The 23,480-nt window shown below is 64.5% G+C and carries 16 protein-coding genes; 11 read left to right on the forward strand and 5 right to left on the reverse strand.

Features of this window, described 5'->3' with window-relative positions:
• Positions 1 to 116: 116 nt before the first annotated feature.
• The 11 genes from AOP77_RS07430 to AOP77_RS07480 all read left to right on the forward strand — a co-directional run bounded on the left by AOP77_RS07430 (position 117) and on the right by AOP77_RS07480 (position 15,896).
• Positions 117 to 1,634, forward strand: coding sequence for a DAK2 domain-containing protein (locus AOP77_RS07430; protein ID WP_062211767.1), 1,518 nt, complete (start codon positions 117 to 119; stop codon positions 1,632 to 1,634).
• Positions 1,635 to 1,636: 2 nt separating this feature from the next.
• Entirely contained in the window at positions 1,637 to 3,982 is a 2,346-nt protein-coding gene (locus AOP77_RS07435) for an ATP-dependent DNA helicase RecG (protein WP_084622450.1), read from the forward strand.
• A gap of 25 nt (positions 3,983 to 4,007) precedes the next feature.
• Entirely contained in the window at positions 4,008 to 4,622 is a 615-nt protein-coding gene (gene rsmD / locus AOP77_RS07440; RefSeq protein ID WP_062211770.1) for a 16S rRNA (guanine(966)-N(2))-methyltransferase RsmD, read from the forward strand.
• Positions 4,623 to 4,655: 33 nt separating this feature from the next.
• The gene (gene coaD / locus AOP77_RS07445; RefSeq protein WP_062211773.1) at positions 4,656 to 5,135 is read left to right on the forward strand and encodes a pantetheine-phosphate adenylyltransferase; all 480 of its coding nucleotides are present in this window, start codon (positions 4,656 to 4,658) and stop codon (positions 5,133 to 5,135) included.
• A gap of 211 nt (positions 5,136 to 5,346) precedes the next feature.
• On the forward strand, positions 5,347 to 5,820 hold the full coding sequence (locus AOP77_RS07450; RefSeq protein ID WP_236685781.1) for a YceD family protein: 474 nt from the start codon (positions 5,347 to 5,349) through the stop codon (positions 5,818 to 5,820).
• Positions 5,821 to 5,878: 58 nt separating this feature from the next.
• Complete coding sequence (rpmF, locus tag AOP77_RS07455) at positions 5,879 to 6,073, forward strand: 50S ribosomal protein L32 (protein ID WP_061965127.1); 195 nt, start codon at positions 5,879 to 5,881, stop codon at positions 6,071 to 6,073.
• A 30-nt stretch (positions 6,074 to 6,103) separates the two neighbouring features.
• A complete protein-coding gene (rnc, locus tag AOP77_RS07460) occupies positions 6,104 to 6,883 on the forward strand; it encodes a ribonuclease III (RefSeq protein WP_062211779.1) in 780 nt (259 codons plus the stop codon).
• 15 nt (positions 6,884 to 6,898) lie between these two features.
• A complete protein-coding gene (mutM, locus tag AOP77_RS07465; RefSeq protein ID WP_062211782.1) occupies positions 6,899 to 7,897 on the forward strand; it encodes a bifunctional DNA-formamidopyrimidine glycosylase/DNA-(apurinic or apyrimidinic site) lyase in 999 nt (332 codons plus the stop codon).
• 18 nt (positions 7,898 to 7,915) lie between these two features.
• Positions 7,916 to 8,533: a response regulator gene (locus AOP77_RS07470; protein WP_062211784.1), complete on the forward strand. Its 618-nt coding sequence runs from the start codon at positions 7,916 to 7,918 to the stop codon at positions 8,531 to 8,533.
• A gap of 525 nt (positions 8,534 to 9,058) precedes the next feature.
• Positions 9,059 to 15,136 (forward strand): ThuA domain-containing protein, encoded by a 6,078-nt coding sequence (locus AOP77_RS07475; RefSeq protein WP_062211787.1) that lies wholly within the window; start codon positions 9,059 to 9,061, stop codon positions 15,134 to 15,136.
• A 97-nt stretch (positions 15,137 to 15,233) separates the two neighbouring features.
• On the forward strand, positions 15,234 to 15,896 hold the full coding sequence (locus AOP77_RS07480; RefSeq protein WP_152649821.1) for a hypothetical protein: 663 nt from the start codon (positions 15,234 to 15,236) through the stop codon (positions 15,894 to 15,896).
• Here the strand turns inward: AOP77_RS07480 and AOP77_RS07485 are convergent.
• The 5 genes from AOP77_RS07485 to AOP77_RS07505 are packed head-to-tail and all read right to left on the reverse strand — an operon-like array spanning position 15,893 to position 23,405.
• Positions 15,893 to 17,518 (reverse strand): sensor histidine kinase, encoded by a 1,626-nt coding sequence (locus tag AOP77_RS07485; RefSeq protein WP_062211792.1) that lies wholly within the window; start codon positions 17,516 to 17,518, stop codon positions 15,893 to 15,895. The genes AOP77_RS07480 and AOP77_RS07485 overlap by 4 nt on opposite strands.
• Positions 17,511 to 19,208, reverse strand: coding sequence for a thiol reductant ABC exporter subunit CydC (cydC, locus tag AOP77_RS07490; RefSeq protein ID WP_062211795.1), 1,698 nt, complete (start codon positions 19,206 to 19,208; stop codon positions 17,511 to 17,513). The genes AOP77_RS07485 and cydC overlap by 8 nt, the downstream gene beginning before the upstream one ends.
• Positions 19,205 to 20,857, reverse strand: coding sequence for an ABC transporter ATP-binding protein/permease (locus AOP77_RS07495; protein WP_062211798.1), 1,653 nt, complete (start codon positions 20,855 to 20,857; stop codon positions 19,205 to 19,207). The genes cydC and AOP77_RS07495 overlap by 4 nt, the downstream gene beginning before the upstream one ends.
• 6 nt (positions 20,858 to 20,863) lie before the next feature.
• Entirely contained in the window at positions 20,864 to 21,889 is a 1,026-nt protein-coding gene (cydB, locus tag AOP77_RS07500) for a cytochrome d ubiquinol oxidase subunit II (protein WP_062211801.1), read from the reverse strand.
• A gap of 31 nt (positions 21,890 to 21,920) precedes the next feature.
• Complete coding sequence (locus AOP77_RS07505) at positions 21,921 to 23,405, reverse strand: cytochrome ubiquinol oxidase subunit I (RefSeq protein ID WP_062211804.1); 1,485 nt, start codon at positions 23,403 to 23,405, stop codon at positions 21,921 to 21,923.
• Positions 23,406 to 23,480 lie beyond the last annotated feature (75 nt).

Raw genomic sequence — 23,480 nt, forward strand, 5'->3', positions numbered from 1 at the left:
ATGACATTGCCTCGTAAATGCGCGCCAAGTCGGTGTGTCGTGCCACCATTGTGCTCAACAAGTCCGCGTTGCGCGGACCGGATCGAGCGTAAAAGTCGACGACGGAGGGTGAACGCGTGAGCGAAACCGCGAACCTGCGCCACTGGCTTGAGTCGGGTGCCAAGGCTATCAAGGGTGCACGCACCAAGCTTGACGCCATCAACGTTTTTCCCGTGCCGGACTCCGACACGGGCACCAACATGTACCTCACCCTGCAAGAGGGCAACCGGGCGGTGTCGAGGCTGCCTGCCACGGCCTCTCACCGCGAGGTAGTCGCAGCATTCGTGCGCGGTGCGCTGATGGGCGCACGCGGCAACTCAGGGGTGATTGTCAGCCAGTATCTCAGCGCCTTCCTCACTGGGCTCGACGAGCGCGGCGGCCTGGACAAGGTAGGAGCGCAAGGTATTGCCGAGGCGCTAGACGAGGCTGCCGATGCCGCCTATGGCGCTGTACTCGACCCAGTCGAGGGCACCATCTTGTCTGTCGCACGCGCGGCGGCGAAGGGGGCGGCGGACACTTTGCCCTCGGAGCCCGACCGCTCCACGGCCATCGTCGCGGCTGTGCTGGCTGCCCGAACTGCTCTCGCGCAGACTCATGAGGATCTTCCAAGCGCCAAGGCCGCCGGTGTGGTCGACGCGGGCGCGGCCGGCCTTGTGCTGCAGCTGGAATCCCTCGCCGAGAACATTGCCGGTGCCGACGCCCTTGACGCGCTCGACGAGGTCGACTGGGAGATCCGCGGTGGGCGCGAGCGCATCGGCAAGGACCAACTCGCGCACACCGGCCATGCGGCGGGTGGTGCATACGAGGTCATGTTTGTGGTCGCGCATGACACGGGGGCCGGTGCCACGCTGCGCGATCAGCTTGGCAAGATTGGTGACTCCGTGGCGGTCACCGGATCACACGGGCTCTGGCAGGCACACGTACACACCGATGCCCCGCACCTCGCGGTCGAGGTGGCGCACGCGCACAAGTCGCACCAGATGCTCGTGAGGAATGTCGCGCTCAGCCACATTGGGGACCGGGCCTCCACCGGAGTAGTGGCGCTCACCACGTGCCCCGGGCTCGCCGAGCCGCTCGCCGATGCGGGCGCCGTGGTCCTGGTGGTGCCGGATCCCGCCGCACTCAAGCCCCGTGCGTTGGTCCGCGCCGTCAAGGACGCCTCGGGTCGCGCCGCCGTGGTCGCGGCGGGCCATCCCGCGCTGCGCGCCGCCGCGCTCAAGCTCGCCGACAAGCGCAGCAAGCCCGCGCTGACCGTGCTGCGGTGTACGCACGAGGCGCAGGTAGTGGCTGCCGTCGCCGCGAGCGCCCTCATCACCCCCGGCCAGGACATTGGCGAGCAAATGGCCGATGCCGTGGCAGCGACTTCGGTCGGTTCCAGCACAGGAGATTCGCTCGACGACGACGTGGACCGATTGTTGAGTCGCTCGACTGAGGTGGTGACGCTTGTGCTCGCAGATGGCATCAACCCCGGCGTCGCGGATGCAGTTCGCCTGTCGGCTCGCACTACTGCGCCTGAGGCGGACATTAATGTCTACCTGGGGGGCCACGCGGAGCCCGCGGTGCTGATCGGCGTCGAGAACCCGCCTGCCCACTAGCGATGAGCGCAGCGTCATTGGGTTCGGAAGCGACGGCGTCCGCAGGGTCTGACGTAGGCGCCGGGGCCGCTCGGCAGAATCTTGAGCGCCAACGCGAGCCACTGACCAAGGTGCTTGGTGCACGGACCGCGAAGCAATTGGGCAAGTTGTCGCTCGAGACAGTGGAGGACCTGCTCCGCCACTACCCTCGCCGCTACGGCGACCCCGGCCAGCTCACCGACATCTCGCAACTCAAGGTGGGCGAGCACGTCACCGTGATGGCGCAGGTGAGGACCGCGACTATCCGCACCATGCGCTCCCGCGGTGGTGCGATGCTTCAGGCCACCGTGACCGACGGGACCCACGCTCTGCAGCTCACGTTCTTTGCCAAGCGTGCTGGCGTGCTACGCATGCACGAGGACAAGCTTCGCCCGGGCCGCACCGGATTGTTCACGGGCACCGTAGGGGAGTATCGCGGTAGCCGGCAGCTCACGCATCCCGACTACCTGATCGTGGGGGTGGACGCCGCTGACGAGGATGAGGCGGTGCTCGAGGCCTCCCGGCCCATCCCGTTCTATCCGGCCGCCGCGAGCGTGCCGACGTGGCGCATCGGCCGCTCTGTTCGTACCGTGCTCGACCCGCTGCCTGACGACTATTTTGTCGACCCCATCCCGGAGTTCCTGCTGGATCGGCATGGTCATCTCCCGCTGGTCCCGAGTCTGCGGGATGTACACGTCCCGGACGACTCCGCTGCCTGGAAGCGTGGTCTCGCGCGATTTGTGTACGAGGAGGCGCTGATTCTCCAGTCGGCCCTCGCTCGCCGGCGAGCCGCCCACGAGGCGCTCACTTCGGTGGCGCGCCCACGACGGGATGACGCGATGGCGTCGGCGTTCGATGCACGCCTGCCGTTTCCTCTCACCCAGGGGCAGAGGGACGTGGGCGAGCAGATCGCCACCGATCTCGAGCGGGACACCCCCATGATGCGGCTCCTGCAGGGTGACGTGGGTGCGGGAAAGACCGTCGTGGCGCTGCGAGCGATGCTGCAGGTGGTGGACGCGGGCGGCCAGGCGGCGTTGCTGGCGCCCACGGAGGTACTCGCCGCTCAGCACTTGGTGACGCTACGCGCGCTGATGGGTCCGCTCGCCGAGGGTGGGATGCTGACTGGCGCGGATGATGCCACGCGTGTCACGTTGCTGACCGGCTCGCAGGGTTCCAAGGCGCGGCGTGCCGCCCTGGCCGAGGCGGCATCCGGAGCTGCGGGCATTGTGGTGGGAACCCACGCGCTGCTCAGCGAGACCGTGCAGTTCGCGGATCTTGGGCTGGTGGTGGTGGACGAGCAACACCGGTTTGGCGTCGAGCAGCGGGACGAGTTGCGCGCCCGCGGGGACCGCCCGCCGCACATGCTCGTGATGACGGCGACGCCGATTCCCCGCACAGTCGCCATGACGGTTTTTGGGGACCTCGAGACGTCGGTGTTGGCGGAGAAGCCGGCGGGTCGCGCTCAGATCGCGACGCACGTCGTGCCAGCGGACAACCAGGCGTGGCTGACGCGCGCGTGGGGCCGCATCCGCGAGGAGGTGGACGCCGGGCGCCGAGCGTACGTGGTGTGCGCGCGGATCGAGGGTGACGCCGCGACGGAGGGCGATGGCGACGCCGACGTAGACCCGGACCTTGATGGTGCTGACGACCAACTCCTGGCCGCCGACGGCGGGATCGACCTGGGTGCCGCGAAGCCGGTGGCCGCTCCCAAGGCCCCGCTCGCGTCGGTGAGCGATACCGCCGCGATGCTTGGCGCCCGCCCAGAGCTCGCCGGCATTGGCATTGGCGTCATGCATGGCCGGCTGTCCGCGGACGCTAAGGCTGAGGCGATGGACCGGTTCGCGTCCGGAGCGACTCCCGTGCTGGTGTCGACGACGGTGATTGAGGTGGGAGTGGACGTCCCGCAGGCCACCGTCATGGTGGTGCTGGACGCGGACAATTTTGGTATTTCGCAGTTGCACCAGTTGCGCGGGCGTGTGGGGCGCGCCGGACACGCCTCCCTGTGCCTGCTGATCTCGCGTGCCGACGAGGGGACCGTCGCCCACGAGCGCCTTCAGGCGCTCGCGGCCACCACGGACGGGTTCGCGCTCGCTGAAACTGACTTGGAGCTTAGGCGGGAGGGCGACGTGCTGGGGGCGGCGCAGTCCGGCGGGCGCAACTCGTTGCGCTTGCTGCGGGTGGTGCGAGACGCCAAGGTGATCGATGCCGCTCGCGTCGATGCTCGCGAGCTCGTGAACGACGATCCCGACTTCACCCAGCATCCGGCATTGGCGCAGGCAATCGAGTCCTGGCTTGAGCCCGCGCGCGAGGACTACCTGGAACGGTCCTGAGGCTCGCGCGCTCTAGGCTTGGGGCATGACGCGCATCATCGCAGGCACCTTTGGCGGCCGCCGCATTGCAGTGCCCCCCAAGGGCACCCGGCCCACGTCGGACCGCGTGCGCGAGGCACTCTTCAGCCGCCTCGACCACTCCAACGTGCTGCGCGGCGCCCACGTGCTCGACCTATTCGCCGGTTCGGGAGGGCTGGGACTCGAGGCGCTCAGCCGTGGAGCCGCGGAGGCCACGTTCGTCGAGGCAAGTAGCAGCGCCGCGCGCGTTCTGCAGGCCAACATCCGCGAGCTGGGGGTGGGGACAAGTGCGACGCTCGTGCGCGAGCGCGTGCAGCCGTATCTGCAGCGCGGCGGTCCCTCCGCTAAGGCCGACTTGGTCTTCGCGGACCCGCCCTACGACATCCCTCGCGGCGAGATGGCCGACATGCTTGCGGCGCTCGAGCCAGCCCTGGCATCGGCCGCCGTGGTTGTGGTCGAGTGGTCCACCCGCGCCCCGCTGCCCGACTGGCCCCACTTTCTCGTGCCCGTGGCGCGCAAGGAGTACGGCGAGACGGTGCTGCACTATGCCGAATTTGAGCCGCCTGCGACATCCGGTGAACGGGCCGAACCAGATGAGCCCGCGGAGCACCGCACTTACTAGGCCACTCACGACAGCGTGCGGTAGCGTCGAGACATGACAATCGCCGTATTTCCTGGCACGTTCGACCCCATCACGCTGGGTCACGTCGACATCGCCGTGCGTGCGCGCAAACTGTTTGACGAGGTGATCATCGGCGTCGCGCACAACTCATCCAAGTCGCCGCTACTGGACGCGGCTGCGAGGCTCGACATCGCATCGGCCGTGGTCGCACCCATAGACGGCGTGCGGGTGGAGATCGTGGACGGTCTGCTCGCCCAGTTCTGTGAGGAGCGCGGCGTGGATGTCATCGTCAAGGGTCTGCGCGGGGGAGCGGACTACGACGCCGAACTGCCGATGGCACTCATGAACCGCTCGCTTACCGGAATCGAGAGCATCTTCATTGTGGGCGACAGTTCGCTCAGCCACGTAGCATCGTCGCTGGTTCGTGACGTTGCCAGGCATGGCGGGGACATCTCGGGATACGTTCCCGACGGTGTGGTACCGGTGGTTGCCCAGGCGCTCTTGCCCCTATAGCGGCACATTGGCTGCCGCGACACGGCACAGAGGTTGAGCAACTGCCCATCTTCCCGTAAAGTAAGTCGCTGGTCCTGCCTGTCATGGCGGGCCAAGGTCCACGAGGACTAAGGATTAGTGGGAGGCGCGTGTGACACACTCGCACCGCCCTGCCACCTCGCCGTTGACATTCTCCTTGCGGGATATGTCGCGGCGCCCAGGTGCGCAGCGGTTGGAAAATCTCACCTTCCCGGCCCCCGTGGTGCTTGGCACCGATGTGATCGGGGTGCCGGTCGGTGGCGACGTGGAGCTCGAGTTGAGTTTCGAGTCGGTATCGGACGGCATTTGGGTTTCTGGTTCCGTCAAGGCGCAAGCCGAGGGGGAATGCGTACGTTGCTTGGATAAGGTTCGACTTGACGTCGATGCCCCGGTCCAGGGAATGTTCATGTTCCCCGACTCGCAGCGCGAGGCGGACGAGGATGAGTCAGAGGATGTGTTCGAGTTCGACGGCGAGACCATCGAACTCGAGGAAGTAGTGCGGGATGCGGTGGCGACAAGCCTGCCGTACACCCCGCTGTGTTCGCCGGATTGCCCCGGATTGTGCGACCAATGTGGCGCGCGACTCGCGGATGATCCGGATCACGAACACGAGGTGATCGACCCGCGGTGGTCGGCACTGCAAAATTTGCGAGACAATGAGGGCTGAACCAATACTGGTTTGACCGATACACGGGGATTTTTCCCAAGACAGAGATGAGTTAATCGTGGCAGTTCCGAAGCGCAAGATGTCGCGCAGCAACACCCGTGCGCGCCGTTCGCAGTGGAAGACCACCCCGTCGAACACCGCAACGTGCCCCTCGTGCAAGGCTCTCAAGCTGACGCACGTCGCATGCCCCTCGTGTGGCGCCTACAACGGCCGCCAGTACGCCGAGGCGCTGCGCACCGAGCACGAAGGCTAAAGGTTGCGCCGTGAGGCGCAGGGTGAGTCAATGAGTATCCCAGGGCAGGCTGCGGCCGATGCTTTGGTGAAGCGGTTGGGTGTATCAATCGACCCCGATTTGCTCGTTTTGGCGTTGACGCATCGTTCTTTCGCTTACGAGGCCGGCGGACTGCCCACTAACGAACGCCTGGAGTTTCTGGGCGACTCGGTACTGGGCATCGTTGTTACCAACAAGCTTTACCGCTCGCATCCCGATCTTCCCGAGGGCGACCTCGCGAAGATGCGGGCCGCGAGCGTGTCGCAGAAGGCTCTGTCGGTGGTCGCCCGCGAGGTTGGCCTGGGCCCGTGCATCCTGCTGGGCAAAGGCGAACGGGCCACCGGCGGCGCGGACAAGGACTCGATCCTCTGCGACGGCCTCGAGGCAATCTTCGGAGCCATCTACTTGACGCACGGCATTGAGGTCGCTACCGACGCAATCTTGCGCATGGTGGGACCCACGCTCGACGCCGCCGCGAACTCAGGCGTCGCGCTCGACTGGAAGACGTCGCTCCAGGAGGCCAGCGCCGAGCGCGGCCTGGGTAGCCCCGTCTACGAGGTCGTGGGCAGTGGCCCCGACCACGAACGAAGCTTCATCGCCACGGTACTGATTGCCGGCGAGGCGCGCGGCACCGGCAGGGGCAGTGCCAAGAAGCACGCCGAACAGGATGCCGCAGCAGCCGCATACGCCGCGCTCATTGCGGCCGATGCTGCCGCCTCCGCCTCCGCCTCCGCCTCCGCGCCCGCGGCCGATGCTGCGGCCGGCGACGTTCCACCCTCACCCGCGCAGTAACGAGGCAGGCTGACTGTGCCCGAGCTTCCCGAAGTCGAGACTGTTCGGGCTGGACTTGAGGCGCTGATCGTTGGCGCGGTGATCGCGGACGTCGACATTCGTCGCGACTCTTGCGTGCGGCTGCTCCCCGGTGGATCCGACGAGTTCCGTGCGGCGGTGATGGGGCAGCGCATCGACGAGGCCGCGCGCCGTGGCAAGTTCATGTGGCTCACACTGGTGCCGGCGGACGCACAGCGGCCCGGCGGTAGGTCGACGTTGCCGCCTCGGGAGGCGCTTTCCGTTCACTTGGGCATGTCCGGACAGTTCCGGGTGCACGAGGGTTTCTGGGCGGACGCACCCGAGCCACACTCGCACTGCCGTGCGCGGCTCTCGCTGCGGCGCGACGACGGCACTCAGCTGACGGCGGACTTCCTCGATCAGCGGACGTTCGGCTACCTGCACGTGGAGCCCCTAGTTCCAGCTCCTGGCACCGACCTCGACGCCGCCGGATCCCACGGGGCAAGCTCTGCCGGGACAGTGCCGGCCGGGGCGGGAACAGATTGGCCGCTGTTGCCGGCATCGGTGGCGCATATCGGCCGCGACGCGCTGGACCCGCACCTGGATGCCGCGGCCGCACTGAAGCGGTGGCGACGTGGGTCGCGAGGAGTCAAGCAGGTGCTGCTCGACCAGACGCTGGTCAGTGGTATCGGCAACATATACGCGGACGAGGCGCTGTGGGCCGCGCGAGTCCACCCGGAGTGGCCGGCCCACGCGATGACGCGAGCCAAAAGTCAGGAACTGCTGAAGGCGGCTCGTCATGTGATGGCCAGCGCCCTCGCTCAGGGCGGCACTAGCTTTGATGCCCTGTATGTCAACGTCAACGGCGAGTCCGGATACTTCTCGCGCTCCCTCGAGGCGTACGGGCGCGTAGGCGAGCCGTGTAGCCGGTGCGGCACGACGCTGCGCCGCCAAAGCATCGGCGGCAGAGCGACCCACTGGTGCCCACGATGTCAACGTCGGCCCGCCCGCCGCTGAGCGCGGTAGCATCGAGCCATGGCTGACGTTACTGTGATGGTCCTGGACGACCACGAGGTTGTACGCCGCGGAATTTGCGACATCCTGGAGCGTGCGGACGGCATCGAAGTCGTGGCCGAGGCCGCGACCGTAGCTCAAGCCATCAGGCGTGCTGATGCCGTCAAGCCGCAGGTCATCCTGTCAGACCTGCGCCTTCCCGATGGCACCGGGCTCGACGTCGTCGAGCACGTGCGCATGTCACTGCCGGACACCCACATCGTGGTGCTCACGAGCTACGACGACGATGGTGCTAAGGCCGCCGCTCGCGCCGCTGGTGTCGATGTGTTCCTTGCCAAGACGGCATCGTCCGCACAAATGCTTCAGGCGGTGCGCGACGCTGCGTCGGGACGCGAGCACGGCCAGCACATCTCAGTTCATGAGGACGCCGACGTTGCGTCGTTGACTCCCATGGAGAGGCGCGTGCTTGACAAGGTGGGGGAGGGGCACTCCAACCGCGAGATTGCTGAGGCCCTCGGTGTCGCAGAAAAGACCGTCAAGAATCACGTTACTGCCGTCCTTGCCAAGATGGGACTGCAGCGTCGGACTCAGGTAGTCGCGTGGGCGACGGCCAAGCGCAGCCAGGCTTTCGACGGCTAGCAAAACGCCCCCAGTCAGGCGAGGTCCGCGAGAGTTGTCGCGCGCGTAAGCGGCCCAGATGCCGCCTCGTGAGAGTGCCGTGAGCCCTCCCGTGGCAGGCATCAAGCCGCAGGCCGCCATGGTCGCGGATTGTTACGTCGGCATTCGTCATAAGTCGCTCGTGACGGCGTGTTGCCGGTTACGATATCGTTTTCCACGGCATCACTTGGCGGACGACAGATAGCAATGTTTACCTGGTGCGATGCCGATTTTCTCGCAATAGGTTCGCGGTCACATATCACGGGAATCACTTTTGCGCTTGAGTTCACAATCTGAAGCATAACGATATTTGGTTTGTGTTGACACAAAACATATCTATACGTAGCGTGACGGCCAATGACTTGGCACGAGTTGTGCCCAAGTCATATCCGATGCAGTTGACGCGGTGCCGCAATGATGCGGCACTCGAGAGGAAGATCTTCCGTGTACAAAGTCGTACAACGTCCTAGTCTCCGGTTAACATCCGGCCTTCTCAGCGGAGCACTCGTGCTCCCTCTCGCTGTACTCGCTACAGCACCCGCACAGGCAGCGACCATTCCCGCGTCCGGCCTCGACGCTGCGGCGCTTGAGTTCGGTGCAGTGGCGCCGCTCGCCGTAGGTGAAGAGGAGTCAGAGTTCAAGGCTCTGGTCTTTTCCAAGACTGCTGGTTACACGCATACGTCGATTCCCACGGCGATTGCGGCGATCGAGCAGATGGGGGAGGACGAGGGGTTTGAGGTGGACTCCACCGATGACGCCGGCGCCTTCACTGCCGAAAACCTCGAACAGTACGACGTTGTGGTCTGGGTATCGACCACAGGGGACGTGCTCGACGCAACTCAGCAGGAAGCGTTCGAAGGCTACATTCAGGGCGGTGGCGGTTACGCGGGAATCCACGCAGCGTCCGACACCGAGTACGACTGGCCCTGGTACGGCGACCTGGTAGGCGCTTACTTCAAGGGGCACCCTGCACAGCAGAACGCCGATGTCATCGTTGAGGACCACGCTCACCCGTCCACGGAACACCTCCCCGAGGTTTGGACACGTTTTGATGAGTGGTATTCCTTCCAGGACAACCCCCGCAGCGACGTGCATGTGTTGGCGTCGGTGGACGAGTCCTCGTACACCGGCGGCACGATGGGTGACGACCACCCCATCGCGTGGTGCCACAACTACGATGGTGGCCGATCCTGGTACACGGGCGGCGGGCACACCGATGCCTCGTACAGCGATCCTGCGTTCGCGACCCATTTGCTGCAGGGTATTCGTACCGCTGCTGGCGTGGAGAAGGCGGGCTGCAACGTCACCCAGAGCGACAGCTACGAGCTCGTCACGCTGGACGGCGACACCGGAAACCCGATGTCCCTCAACGTGGCCGACGACGGCACGGTCTTCTACCTCGAGCGCAGGGGCACGGTGCGTCGCATTGACGCAGACACTCAGCAGCGTACTGACGCACTGGCACTCTCCGTGGCGCTGAGCGGTGAGGACGGCTTGCTCGGCATGGTCCTCGACCCCGAGTTCGAGACCAACAACTGGGCGTATATCTACTACGCGCCGTTGACGCCAACGGCGGAGGATGGGCCTCACAACCGCATCTCGCGGTTCACCTATGATCCCGCAACGGGGACCTTCGATGCGGAGTCGGAGATCGCCATGCTGAAGATCACGACTCAGCGTGACGAGTGCTGCCACGCTGGTGGAGACATGGTCTTCGACCTCGACGGAAACCTCATTCTCGCCACGGGGGACAACACCAACCCCTTTAGCTCGAGCGGCTATGCGCCGATCGACGAGCGGGCCGGACGTTCCGCCTGGGACGCGCAGGGTACCTCAGGTAACACCAACGACCTGCGTGGAAAGATCGTTCGCATCACCCCGCAGGCGGACGGTTCGTACACGATCCCCGCAGGCAACCTGTTCGACGAGAGCGATGACGCAGACGACAAGACGCGGCCCGAGGTGTACGCCATGGGCTTCCGCAATCCATTCCGTATTGGATTGGACCCGTACTCAGGTAGCGTGCTCGTGGCCGACTATGGCCCCGACGCCGGGAACCGCAATGCAAACCGCGGCCCGGCAGCTACCACCGAGTGGAACATCGTGTCCGAGGCTGGCAACTACGGCTGGCCCTTCTGCACTGGGATTACCTGCTACAACGACTTTAACTTTGAGAATAATCAGTCGGGCGCGGTGTTCAACCCTGCGGCCATCACCAACGACAGCCCCAACAACACTGGGTTGACGACTCTTCCCCCGGTCATCACTCCCGAGTACTACGGCGAGAAGAACCGCAGCGATAACCCGTGGCCCCAGGTAGGCAACGGCTCCGGCTACACCGGCGCACCCATGGGCGGTCCCGTGTACCAGTATGACGAGGAGCTCGATGTCGACACCAAGTTCCCCGAGTACTGGGACGGTAAGGCGTTCTTTGGTGACTGGAACACCGGCGAGGCGTTCTCGATCCAGATGAACCGTGAAGGCGCGCAGCCTGGAACCGAGATCATGAAGATGGTTCCGATGCTGCCAGGTGTCATCGGCGACGAGTCTGGCTTCAACAGGGTCATGGACGCGGAGTGGGGTCCCGACGGCTCGCTCTACGTGATCGACTGGGGCTCCGGCTTCGGTGGTAACAACGGCAACTCAGGTGTCTTCCGCATCGACTACGTCGAGGGAAACCCGTCACCGATTGCTCGCGCAGCCGCTGACGTCACGCACACCGCAGACGAGTCGCTCGAGGTCAATTTCTCCTCGGAGGGTACGCGTCACCCCGCAGCGCTTCCGCTCGATTTTGAGTGGGACTTCGGTGATGGATCCGCAACCTCGAGTGAACTGAACCCGACTCACACCTACAACGGTGTGGGCGAGTACACCGCTCAGCTGACGGTGACCGACCCCGATGGCCGTTTTGCCATCGCGACCGTGAACCTAGTGGTTGGCAACGCGCTCCCCACAGTGAGCATCGTCTTCCCCGAACAGGGTGGATTCTTCTCCTGGGGTGACGAGGTCTCCTACAAGGTAATCGTGGACGACCCCGACGCCTCCGGAGCAATCGACTGTGCAAATGTGCAGGTGCTTCCGGCGCTGGGTCACGACTCGCACCAGCACCCGATGAGCGAGCTCAATGGTTGCGAGGGCAAGATTCCCACGCAGCGTGACAGCGGACACGGTCTGACGGCCAACATTTTCTGGGTCGTGGACGTGCGCTACACGGATGACGGCGGCGCCGCCGACGTCCCGCTGACGGCATACGGCACCAACGTTCTCAACTCGAAGCACTTCGAAGCCGAGTACTTCGACGAGACTGGCGGAGACTCTGAGGGCGTGCGCACCGAGAACACTGGCGACGAGGGCGGCGGACTGAACCTGTCGTACGTCGGCGCCGGCGACTGGTGGTCATACGAGCCCGTTAACTTCAAGGGCATCACCGGCATCGAGATGCGTGGAGCATCGCCGAACAAGCCGGGAACCATTACGATGCGCTGGAATGCGCCCGATGGCGACGTTCTAGGGACCTTCAACTACACCAACACCGGTGGATGGCAGAAGTACCAGGACTTCGGCACCGAGCTGACTGACCTGCCGACCGAAACCGGAACGCTCTACTTCGTCAACTCCGGCGGAGAGGTCAACATCAACTACTTCGAATGGACCGGGGTAGGTGTCGACAGCAATCAGCTGCCCGTCATCGACCTGGACGTTCCAGTCGTGTCCGGTGACGCGCCGCTGACGGTGGATGCCACCGCGACGGCAACTGACCCCGAAGGTACCGACGTCACGCTGACGTGGAACCAGGGCACTGGCGCAGGGTTCGTTGCAGGAGATGCCACCGAGCAGTTCGTGTACGACACCCCCGGCCAGTACCTGCTCCAGGTGCGTGCCACCGACGAGGAAGGCGCATACGGTGAGGAAGAGGTCACGATCAACGTGGACCAGGCAGGCGGAAACACGGGCACGCACATGTGCTTCAGTGGCCGCTCGGATGACTTCCTCGGCGAAAACCTTGATACCGAGCGGTGGGACGGCATCGTGCGCCCCACGCAGGACGCCCGCATCGAGGACGGCAGCCTGATCATTCCGGCAACCAAGACCGACCTCTACAAGACCGCGAATAACGTCGAGAACATCGTCTTGCAGGATCTTCCTGCTGGAGCATGGACCGCCACCACAAAGGTGACGTTCCCCGCCAGGAGCAAGTACCAGCAGGCGGGTCTCGTGATCTACGGTGATGACGACAACTACGCCAAGATGGTGCTGCAGGCACGCCAGACAGACTCGGCTGCCGACCGCATCTTCCAGTTCGTGAGGGAAGAGGCAGGTGCCCCTAACGAGGTCACTGCGTCTAACTCTGCGAACCTAGGTGCGGAGTTCCCTGACACGTACTACGTACGGTTTACAAGCGACGGGACCAGCCTTAACGCGTGGTACTCGGCGGACGGCGTGGACTTCACGATGATGTCCGAGACCAAGCTGCTTGCGGGTATGGACAACCCCCGCATCGGCGTGGCCGCTTGGGCCAACTCTGCGGCTCCCGCCACCCTGGTGGAAGCCGAGTTCGACTGGTTCCACATCACTCCCGATGACACCGCATCCGCGGTGGGGGGCCCGGATGACGAGTTCGATGGCTCTGCCCTCAACAAGTGCATCTGGACTGTTGTGAACGAGGACACCGACGGCTACCGAGTGGCCGACGGTGAACTGCAGATCGACACCACCCCGTTCGACATCTACGAGGCCGCAGCGGGCGACGTGACCAACTTCGTCGTCCAGGACGTCGAGGGTGACGAGTGGGTAGTCGAGACCAAGGTCGATGCCTCAGGGCTCGACCGTCGTTACCAGCAGGGAGGCCTGATTGTCCGTGCAGATGACGACAACTACGTGAAGTTGGACATCCTGGCCACCAACACTGCTGGTTCCACTCTCAACCGCAACATCGAGATGCGCAGCGAAATTGGCGGTGCGGTGCAACAGCCGCAGCCCACTGTCAACGGTTTCGTTGGCGACATCGTTTCGCTTCGCCTCGAGCGAAGCGGCAACGACTTCACTGGCTACTACAGCGTCGACGGCGAAACGTGGACTCAGGTTGGGTCCGCCGCAATCACGAACGCGGCGGCAGCTGCGGGCGAGGTCGGCCTGTACGCCCTGGGCAACCCCGCTCAGGGATCGCAGGTCAACACCGCACACTTCGATTACTTCCGGGTGATTGAGGACATTGTGGTTGAGCCTCTCGAGGTCACTGCGACTGTGAGCCCCGAGAACGCTTCGGGTGCTAATGGTTGGTACAACGGTGAGGTCACGGTGGAGATTGATGTCACCGGTGGTGGCGAGAGCAGCGTCTACCGTGAGTTCCTGTTCGAGGGTGAGCACGTGTGGGCGGAGTACACCGCGCCCATCGTGGTGAGCGAGGACGGTGAGCACACCATCTACTTCAAGGCGTCGAGCCCTGAGGCGGATGAGGTTGAGGGTGAGGTGTCGTTCAAGATCGACGCCACCAAGCCTTCGGTGACCGGTGCTGTTGCTGACCTGGAAGCTGATCCTCGCTTGTTTGAGGTGACGGCTACCGACGCTGGCAGTGGCGTGGAACTGACCGAGTACCGGATCGATGCTGGAGCATGGACTGAGTACACCGAGGGCATTGAGCTCACGGATGCTGCGCAGACCATCGAGTTCCGTGCGACGGACGCGGCGGGCAATCCCTCCGCAGTCGGTAGTACGGCAGTGCCAGCAGTGGAGGTTGAGGTCGAGGACCCCGCTCCGTCGCTGACTAAGGTTGCGCCTACGTCAGGCACGACCGCTGGTGGAACCACGGTGACCTTGACGGGCACCGACTTCACCGGGGCAACCTCAGTCAAGTTCGATGGGAAGGCGGGCAGCTCACTGTCCGTCGTGTCCTCGACCAAGATCACGGTCAAGACGCCGGCCCACGCGGCTGGAACAGTCAACGTGGTCGTCACCACTCCGGCCGGCTCTTCTTCGGCCAAGTCCTTCACCTACGTAGCTCCGGCGGCGCCCAAGACGTTTGCTGACGTCACCGCTTCGACGAAGTTCTACAAGGAGATCATGTGGCTCGCCAACGAAGGCGTCTCGACGGGATGGGACACTCCTGCAGGTAAGGAGTATCGCCCCCTCTTGAGCGTCGAACGCAACGCGATGGTGGCGTTCATGTACCGCTATGCAGGTTCGCCTGCGGTGACTCTGCCTGCGAAGTCTCCCTTCGCCGACATCACTCCAACCACAAAGTTCTACAAGGAGATGGTGTGGGCCTCTCAGGAGGGAATCTCCACGGGGTGGCTCGAAAAGAACGGAACCAAAACGTTCCGTCCCTACGAAGCAATCACTCGCAATGCAATGGCGGCGTTCCTCTACCGCATGGCAGACAAGCCTGCGCATACCAGCCCTGCGTTGTCGCCTTTCGTGGACATGACTCCTACCAGCAAGTTCTACAAGGAGATCACGTGGTTGGCTAGCACCGGCGTCAGCACTGGATGGGGCGTCAGTGGGGGTAAGGAGTTCCGACCGGAGAGCCTTACCAACCGTGACGCAATGGCGGCGTTCCTCTACCGCTTCGATAATCTAGACAACTAGTCGGACATTCGAGGGGCCTCGACATCTTGACGGTGTCGGGGCCCCTCGAACACTCTCTCGCTCAGCAACGAGGTAGCAGCTTAAGAAAGGCAGCAGCATGACGCTTTCTCTATTACCAAGCGGTAGCCAAATGCGCTACCGCCGCATCGTGACGGACACTGGACATGCCAGTGCCGTCGGCACCCGTCGGATCCGTCCCGTTGTGTCGGCGCTGTTTGTCATGGTGATGGCCCTGACAGGTGGGTTGCTGTCGGCCACCAGTGCCGCAGCTCACGGCGGGCCATATGAGTTGGAGATCACTAGCGATGCCGCGGGGGGAATCGCGGTGTCCGCAACGTACGTCGAGGACGGTCACGTTGTGAGCGAGATCATGGATCCGGTTGCTGAGGCCACGTCTAGCGACGGTAGGAACGCTGGGCCCGTCGAGTTGATCTCGTCCTCTGAGGGCGTGGGCCGTTGGGTGTCGGAGGAACCATTCCTTGAGGACGGTGACTGGACAGTGACCGTGACCACGACGCTTCCCGAGGAGGCCTCGGCCACCGTTGAATTCACCGTTGCCCCCCTGGACGCGCCAGTAGAGCCGGCGCCGATCATGACCGAAGGTGAGACTGTCGGTGATTCGACGACGGATACCGAGTCCGCAGGGGAGGAATCGTCCTCCGTTTCAGGCTGGCTAGTTGTCGGGATAGTCGCCGGACTGATCGTGGTCGCGGGAGTCGTCGTGGCCCTGGTCAAGCGACGTAGCAGGAACGGCTCTTAAGCCCTGGCGTTCGGTTCGATGCGGACGATCCAGGTCGCAACGGTACCGGGATTCGCCGCTCCCGGGTCGCGAGGTACTAGTGAGAATGTGCCATTGCGTCGGATTGCGCGGTTCGCAAGGTTTGATGTTCCCGAGTGACGAATGGTTGCGCCCTGAGTGCCCCGCCCATCGTCGCCAACTTGGATCTCAAGGCGGTCCTCGCGGATCTTGACGTCGACCCATGCGGCGCTGGCGTTCGCGTGTCGTGCCACGTTGGACAGCAGTTCACGCATGACAGCCACAGCATCGTCCGCGAGCGACCGGTCAACTTCACTGGCCGCCGCCACCTCGTCCCAAGAAGCGTCGACGCGGGGCGCGAATCCCAGCGTCTCGCGCGCGAGCGTGATCTCGCGCTCGAGGCGAGTCGTTAACGTCTCCTCGCCGCGCCCGCCAGCCAGCGAGCTCATGACGCCGCGTACTTCAAATTGTGCCCGGCGCACGTGCTCCAACGTGGAGTTGAGGCGCTTGGCTGCAGCGTCATCGACGTCAGCCGCAATTCCCTCGAGCTGAATCGACGTCGCGAAAAGTTCTTGCGAGACAAAGTCGTGGAGGTCGTCTGCGATGCGTTGACGCTCGTCACTTAACCCCGCGACATGCTTCAGGTGGGTGATTTCCGCGAGCCCCAGTGCGACGGCGGCGTCGGTGGCAAAACGTTGCGCCGTGTCTAGCTCTGACGCAACGAACTCCTCGTTACCCCGCTCGCGCCACAACATCAGCAATCCTACTGTCGCGCCTCCCGCGCGCAGGGGCGCATACATCGCCGGGCCGAAGTCACGAATCGCCGCCAGCACATGGGTGCCTGGAGGGATTGATGAGACCAGCCCGACTCCGCTGTGGACTGCTTGCATCGCGGGACCGTTCTCGGGCAGGCTGAGTCCTAACAGTGCATGCGCGCGGGGACCGCCGGTAAACTCCAACACCCATTGGCCGGCGACCCCCGGCAATGCCAGCGCCGAGTGGGTGGCACGAGCGAGGGAGGATGCCGAGTCGAGGAGCATCGTGAAGATTGACTCGTCCTCGGGGTCCGACAGCAGCGACGTCACGATGGAGTTCGATGCCTCGAGCCACGCCTGGCGTTCCACTGTCTGACGGTAGAGCGCCGCGTTGTCGATAGCTACCGATGCTGCCGCAGCCAGGGCGAGGACGATGCGCCCGTCCGCCGCGTCAAAGCCGCCGTCTTTGTTTGCGAGGTACAGGTATCCAAAGGTTGTGTCGCGCACACGCAAACGTGTGCCCAAAAACGCTCCGAGTGGAGGATGTCCCGTGGGAAGTCCGAGAAAAGCGGGGTGTGTTGTAATTTCTTCGATGACGAGGACATCGTCTTGCGGGATCTCGTGAAGCACGCCGATTCCGCTCGGAGCGCGACCGATGGCGTCCCACACGGAGTTATCCATGCCGACGTACTGAAACCCGATGCTGAGGTCATGGGCGTCGAGCTGATTGATGGCCGCGTATTGGGCGCCGGTCAGTTTCACGGAAACGTCGAGCATTTCCGCCAGGACTTCCGCGAGGTCGTGCTTAGCGTTTAGCCCCACGATGGCGTGAGTCAGCGCGTCGAGGGAGGTGCTGTTGACGTCATTCATCGAGATCAATCACTTGGTCCGCGCGGTCAAGGAGGCTCACGTCGTGCGTCACGATGACCACCGAGCGCCCGCACTTTCGCATCGTATCCAAGACGGCCCGTAGCGCGTCGCGCCCAGCGGCGTCCAGGTGCTCGCCTGGTTCGTCGATGAGATGGATAGGGGCAGGAGTCACCAGCACGCGTGCGAGCAGCAGTCGCCGTCGCTCACCGCCGGATATGGAGCCCCCACCGGAGCCTAGTACCGTATCGAGGCCGGCAGGGAGGCCGGCCACCCACGCTGTCAGGCCGACGGTGTCGAGAGCCTCCGTCGCATCGTCGACCGTCACGTCGCCACGCGCCACGCGTAAATTCTCGAGCACCGAGGTGCCGAACACGTGAGCGTCCTCGGCCGTCATCGCTACGGTGCGCCCTGTGGTCTCCTCGCCGACGGATGCGCCGTCAAGGGTCACAGTGCCAGCCACGGGCTCAAGCGCACCCGCAATGGTGAGCAGCATGGTGGTCTTGCCGACTCCAGAGCGGCCGATCAGACCCAGGCTGGTGCCGGGCTCCACGCGAACGCTCACCGGACGTGTGGGTATCGAGGCCTCGCCCTCTTCGGAGGCGAGCCAACCCGCGCGTAGAGCGGAGATCTCAAGCACCGGGGGGACCAGGACTGGCGCGGGCGCAGGGGCAGCGGTGGTGGTAGTCGCCGCGGTCCTGGAGGTTCTGGTCGTGGCCGTCGTGGCCGTCGAGGCATCGGCCGACTGGCCCGTCATGGCCCGTACGCGTCGCGCGGCGAACCTCGACCGGAAGTACTGGCTCATCGCGGTCGGAATAGCGCCGACTGCCTCGAACGCGGCGAGCGGGGTGAGCGCCACGACGGCCGCTCCGGGACCGCTGAGGTTTCCGGCGGTGGCGGCGGTGATACCGATTCCTACCGCGAGCACCAATGCCGCTCCTGACGCAAGGGACTGCAGCCCTGCGGCCCAGGCCGAAGGGCCGGCGGCGGCATCGGCGGCAGCTTCAGCCTCGCGGTTTGCGGCCCGGAGTTCGTCGCGTACGGCTCCCGTCGTGTCCCACACGAGGTGCTCTGAGGCCGCATCGAGCGAGGAGTGAACGGCGGCCGAGACTTCTGCTTGGGCAGCGCCCCCGCGCTCGGCTGCGATGCGTGACGCTCGTGCAGTAAGTAATCCCGGGAGCAGTGCCGCAAGTGCGAGGCACAGCGCGAGAGCCGCCGCAGCTAGGAGCGAGAAATACCCCACAATTGCCACGGCAAGTGCGGAGACGGTGAGTGCGACCCAGGTCGGGATGATGGCGCGCACCACTGCGTCACCGATCGCGTCCAGGTCGGCGCCTAGGCGCGCGAGGATGTCGCCACGGCGCAGGCCCAGAATGGTGCGCGACCCCGATGCCGCGAGCGACGCGTAGGTTCGCTCCCGCAGGGTCACGACCCCACGCAGGGCGGCGTCGTGGCTGGCGAGTCGCTCCAGGTAACGGAACAAGCCACGGCTGATGCCAAAGAAGCGGACGATGACTGCGGCGAGCGCGATGTCGGCCGGCGAGGGCATCTCAGCCGCCTTCGCGATGAGCCAGGCCGCCACCGCCGCGAGTCCCACGGCCGAGCCGAGCGCCATTGTCCCAGCGGAGACGGCCTTGATGACCTGCCAGCGGCGCAGTCCCGTGTCGCGGATGGACTCCTTAAGGTCGCTCACAGGGCACCCCCAGCCGTGTTCTCGGTGGCTTCATCGTGGGGGTGGTCCTCAGAATCGCGCCGCGCGTCGAGCACATCCACGACCACATCGGCGGCCTCAATCATCTCCGCCTCATGTGTGGCGACGACCACGGTCGCGCCGGACCGGGCGGCGGTACGGATCTGCTCAATGACTTCCGCGCGTGATACTGAGTCGAGGTGCGCTGTGGGCTCGTCGAGCACAAGTACGGGGCGATCGGAGGCGAAGGCACGCTCGAGTGCCCTGCGCTGGCGCTGTCCAAGGCTCAGGGTGCGCCCCGCGGGTCCCAGGTCTGGCCGCTGGGGCACCCAGCCGCACTGCGCGCTCCAAGTAGCGCGCTCCACGGTCACCGTGGCGTCCGCGAGAAGGTGCGGGTCTTCTCCGGGTGCAGTCGCGTGAATGGTGCCTGAGTCTGGAGCCAGGAGGCCCACCATCGCCATCAAGGCGGTGGACTTGCCCTCGCCGTTGCTGCCGCGCAGCACGGTGACCGTCCCTGGCGCCGCCTCAAAGCTCAGGTCGGAGGGAGCCCATCGGCGACCATCTGGAGTCGCCACCGCGAGGCCGCGTACGTGCAGGGTCCTGCCGCGCAGGGACGGAGCGACTCCCCCTGACTCGGTCTGTGTTCCTGGCGCGCGCTCATCCAGGATGGAGAACGCGGCGTCAGCAGCGGCGAGGCCATCGGCGGAGGCGTGGAAGTGCGTACCTACGTTGCGGACCGGCAGATATACCTCGGGGGCCAGTACCAGGACTGCGAGCGCGGTCTCAATGCCAATGTCGCCCGCCACCAGACGGAATCCCATCGTGACGGCTACCAATGCGACGGCAAGGGTGGTGAGCAACTCGAGCACCATGCCGGACAGGAAGGCAATACGTAGCGAGCTCATCGTCGCAGCGCGATACGCATCGCCGAGTTCGCGGACCCGGGCGGCAGGGCCCCGCTCGCGTCCCAGCGCGCGCAGCGTGGGCAACCCCTCGATCAGGTCCAAGGTGCGGGTCGCAAGACGGTCCATGCTCGCTAAGTGCCGCGCCGAGCGCTCGCGGGTGAGCAGGCCCACCAGAATCATGAAGACTGGGACCAGTGGCAGTGTCACCGCGATGATCACCGCGGACAACCAGTCCAGGCCGAGCACCACGATCAGCATGAGCGGTGTCACGGTCGCCGCCAGCATGAGCTGAGGCAGATAGCGCACAAAGTAGGGGAGGAGGTTCTCCAACCCGCGAGTCACCACCGTGGTCACAGACGCGCCCTCACCACTGGCGACCCAGCGTGGACCCAGCGTTGCAGCGTGATCCACCACTTGGGTGCGGATGTCACTGATGACACGCACCCCGGCCCGGTGTGCGAGGCGTTCCTGGAGCCACGTCACGGCGGCACGTGCCGCTACCACTGCGACCAGCCAAGCCAAGCCCGTCGCGAGCGCACGCGTGCCCTCCGGGACGAGCCGCCCCCACCATCCCAGGCCGTCCTCAGCGAGGGGCGCTGGGGCTAGTACCGGGGACAACAGGCGCGCGAGCAATAATGCCTGCGCGAGGATCAACAGCGCGGTCACCGCACCGAGCGCCGCCGTGGTGATGACGTAACGGCGCGCAGGTCCGATCCGGCCTACCAGGCGCGGATCGAAAGGACGCATTCGGCCCTAGTCCTTGGAGAAGGTGAGCTCGTTGTGCTCGGGGATGTGCTTGACGGAGATGCGCTTGCGGAACACCCAGTACGTCCAGCCCTGGTAGAGCAGGATGACGGGAAGCAGGAAGCATGCGACCCAGGTCATGACCGTGAGCGTGTAGTCGGTTGATGAGGCGTTGTCGACTGTGAGCGAGTTTGCCGCATCGTTGCTCGCGGGCATGACGTCGGGGAACATTGAGCCAAAGATCAGCACGACGGCACCGGCGATTGCGACAGCGTTGGCGGTGAAGGCCTTGCCGAATCGACCCTGAAGCGAGAACCACCAGGCGAGCGCCAGGCCCGCTGCAGCGATTGCCAGCGGGACCCAGGTCCAGACCACCTCGGAGTACGCGAGCTGTGCCCAGATGGCCCAAACGGCGGCCACCACAAGCGAGATCGGCGCGAAGCGCTTGGCTAGTGCCTCGGCTCGCTCGCGCACAATCCCGTCGGTCTTAAGTGCGAGGAAGATCGAGCCGTGCGTGAGGAACAGCAGCAGAGTGACCGCACCGCCCAGAAGTGCGAACGGGCTGAGCAGCGTAAAGAGGTTTCCGATGAATTCGTGGTCCTCGTCGAGCGGCACACCGCGCACCAAGTTGGCGAAGGCGACGCCCCACAGGATGGACGGCACCCACGCAGTGATGATGATCGCGCGGTCCCAATTCTTGCGCCACGTGGGGTCGTTGATCTTGGCGCGGTACTCGATCGCTACGGCACGCACGATGAGCGCCACAAGGATGAGCAGCAGCGGCAGGTAGAAGCCGCTGAACATGGTCGCGTACCACTCGGGGAAGGCGGCGAATGTGGCGCCGCCAGCGGTGAGCAGCCACACCTCATTGCCATCCCACACGGGTCCGATGGTGTTGAGGGCCACGCGCCGCTCGGTGTTGGTCTTGCCGACCACGGGCATGAGCATGCCCACGCCAAAGTCGAACCCCTCGAGGACGAGGTAGCCGGTCCACAAGACGGCGATGAGGATGAACCAGACGGTAGCGAGTTCCATGTCGTTTTCTCCTTAACCTTCCGGGGCCAGCTCAGTACGCGAACGACATAGGCTTGCCGGCCTCGTCGTCGGTGTCGTCGGGTGGGGGAGCGATCACGGGAGCGCCTTCGCTCGTGTATCGCTTCTGGAGTCGGAACCAGAAAACGCCGAGTACGCCATAGACCACGGTGAAGGTGATCATCGAAGTCAGTACCTCGCCGGCACTTACCGACGCGGAATTCCCAAACATGGTCATCATCAAGATCTGATCAGACCCAGTGGGATTGGGGGCGACCACGAACGGTTGTCTCCCCATCTCAGTGAAGATCCACCCAAACGCGGAGGCGAAGAACGGCATCGGGATCGACACCAACGCGAGGCGCTTGAACCACAGCGCGTCAGAAACCCGCTTCTTCCTGGTGACCCAGAGGATGGCCAAGGCCAGTGCCGCGGAGAAGGCAGCGAGGCCAATCATCAGTCGGAACGACCAATACGTGACGAGCAGATTGGGTCGGTACTCGATGGTCTCGCCATCGGCGGTCGTCGCACCGTACCGCTCGGAGTAGATTTCCTGAAGCTGGTTAATTCCGGTCACGGGAGCGTCCCAGTCGCCGGTCGCAAGATAGGACGTCAGCCCGGGAATTTCGAGCACGTGCTTGACGGACTCGGGGTCGTTGCCGGCAAGGTTGCCGATCGCGAACAGCGAGAACGCGGCTGGTTGCTCCGTGTTCATTAACCCCTCGGCGGCGGCCATCTTGATGGGTTGTTGCTTGAACATGAGTTTGGCCTGGAGGTCGCCGGTGACGAGAAGTCCCACACCAGCGATCAGCATGACGACTGCGCCAAAGCGAGCGGCAGTGCGGTACATGCGCGCATCGGTGTTCTCTGGCCCGTCGCCTTTGGCGCGGACGGACTTCACCATCCACCACACGCCGATGCCCGCGACGAATGTGCCCGCGACGAGGAAGGCGGTGGCGATCACGTGCGGGAACGCCACGAGCGTGGTGTTGTTAGTGAGGACGGCCCAGATATCGGTCATCTCGGCGCGACCGGTCTCCTCGTTGTAGATGGCACCCACGGGGTGCTGCATCCACGAGTTCGCCGCGAGGATGAAATAGGCGGAGAGCAGGGAGCCAATGGAGAATGCCCAGACGGTCGCCAGGTGCACCTTCTTGGACAAGCGATCCCACCCAAAGATCCACAGCCCTAGGAAGGTAGATTCAAGGAAGAACGCCGCGAGGGCTTCCATCGCCAGCGGCGCACCAAACACATCGCCGACAAAGCGCGAATAGTTCGACCAGTTCATTCCGAACTGGAACTCCTGCACGATGCCGGTCGCCACACCTAGGGCAAAGTTAATCAGCAGCAGCTTGCCGTAAAACTTGGTCAAGCGCAGCCACTTCTCGTTCCCGGTACGCACCCATGCGGTCTGCATGATCGCGACGAGTGTTGATAGCCCAATCGTCAGCGGCACCAGCATGAAGTGATAAACCGTCGTGATGCCGAACTGCCATCGGGCTAGATCAAGGGCTTCCACAGATATGTCCTTTCGCGAAATATCGCGGGTGATGCTTGGGCCGTCAACAACTCGAGGGAGCCGCCTGGCGGGCTC

Source organism: Demequina oxidasica (assembly GCF_000975115.1).
GTDB classification, from domain to species: domain Bacteria; phylum Actinomycetota; class Actinomycetes; order Actinomycetales; family Demequinaceae; genus Demequina; species Demequina oxidasica.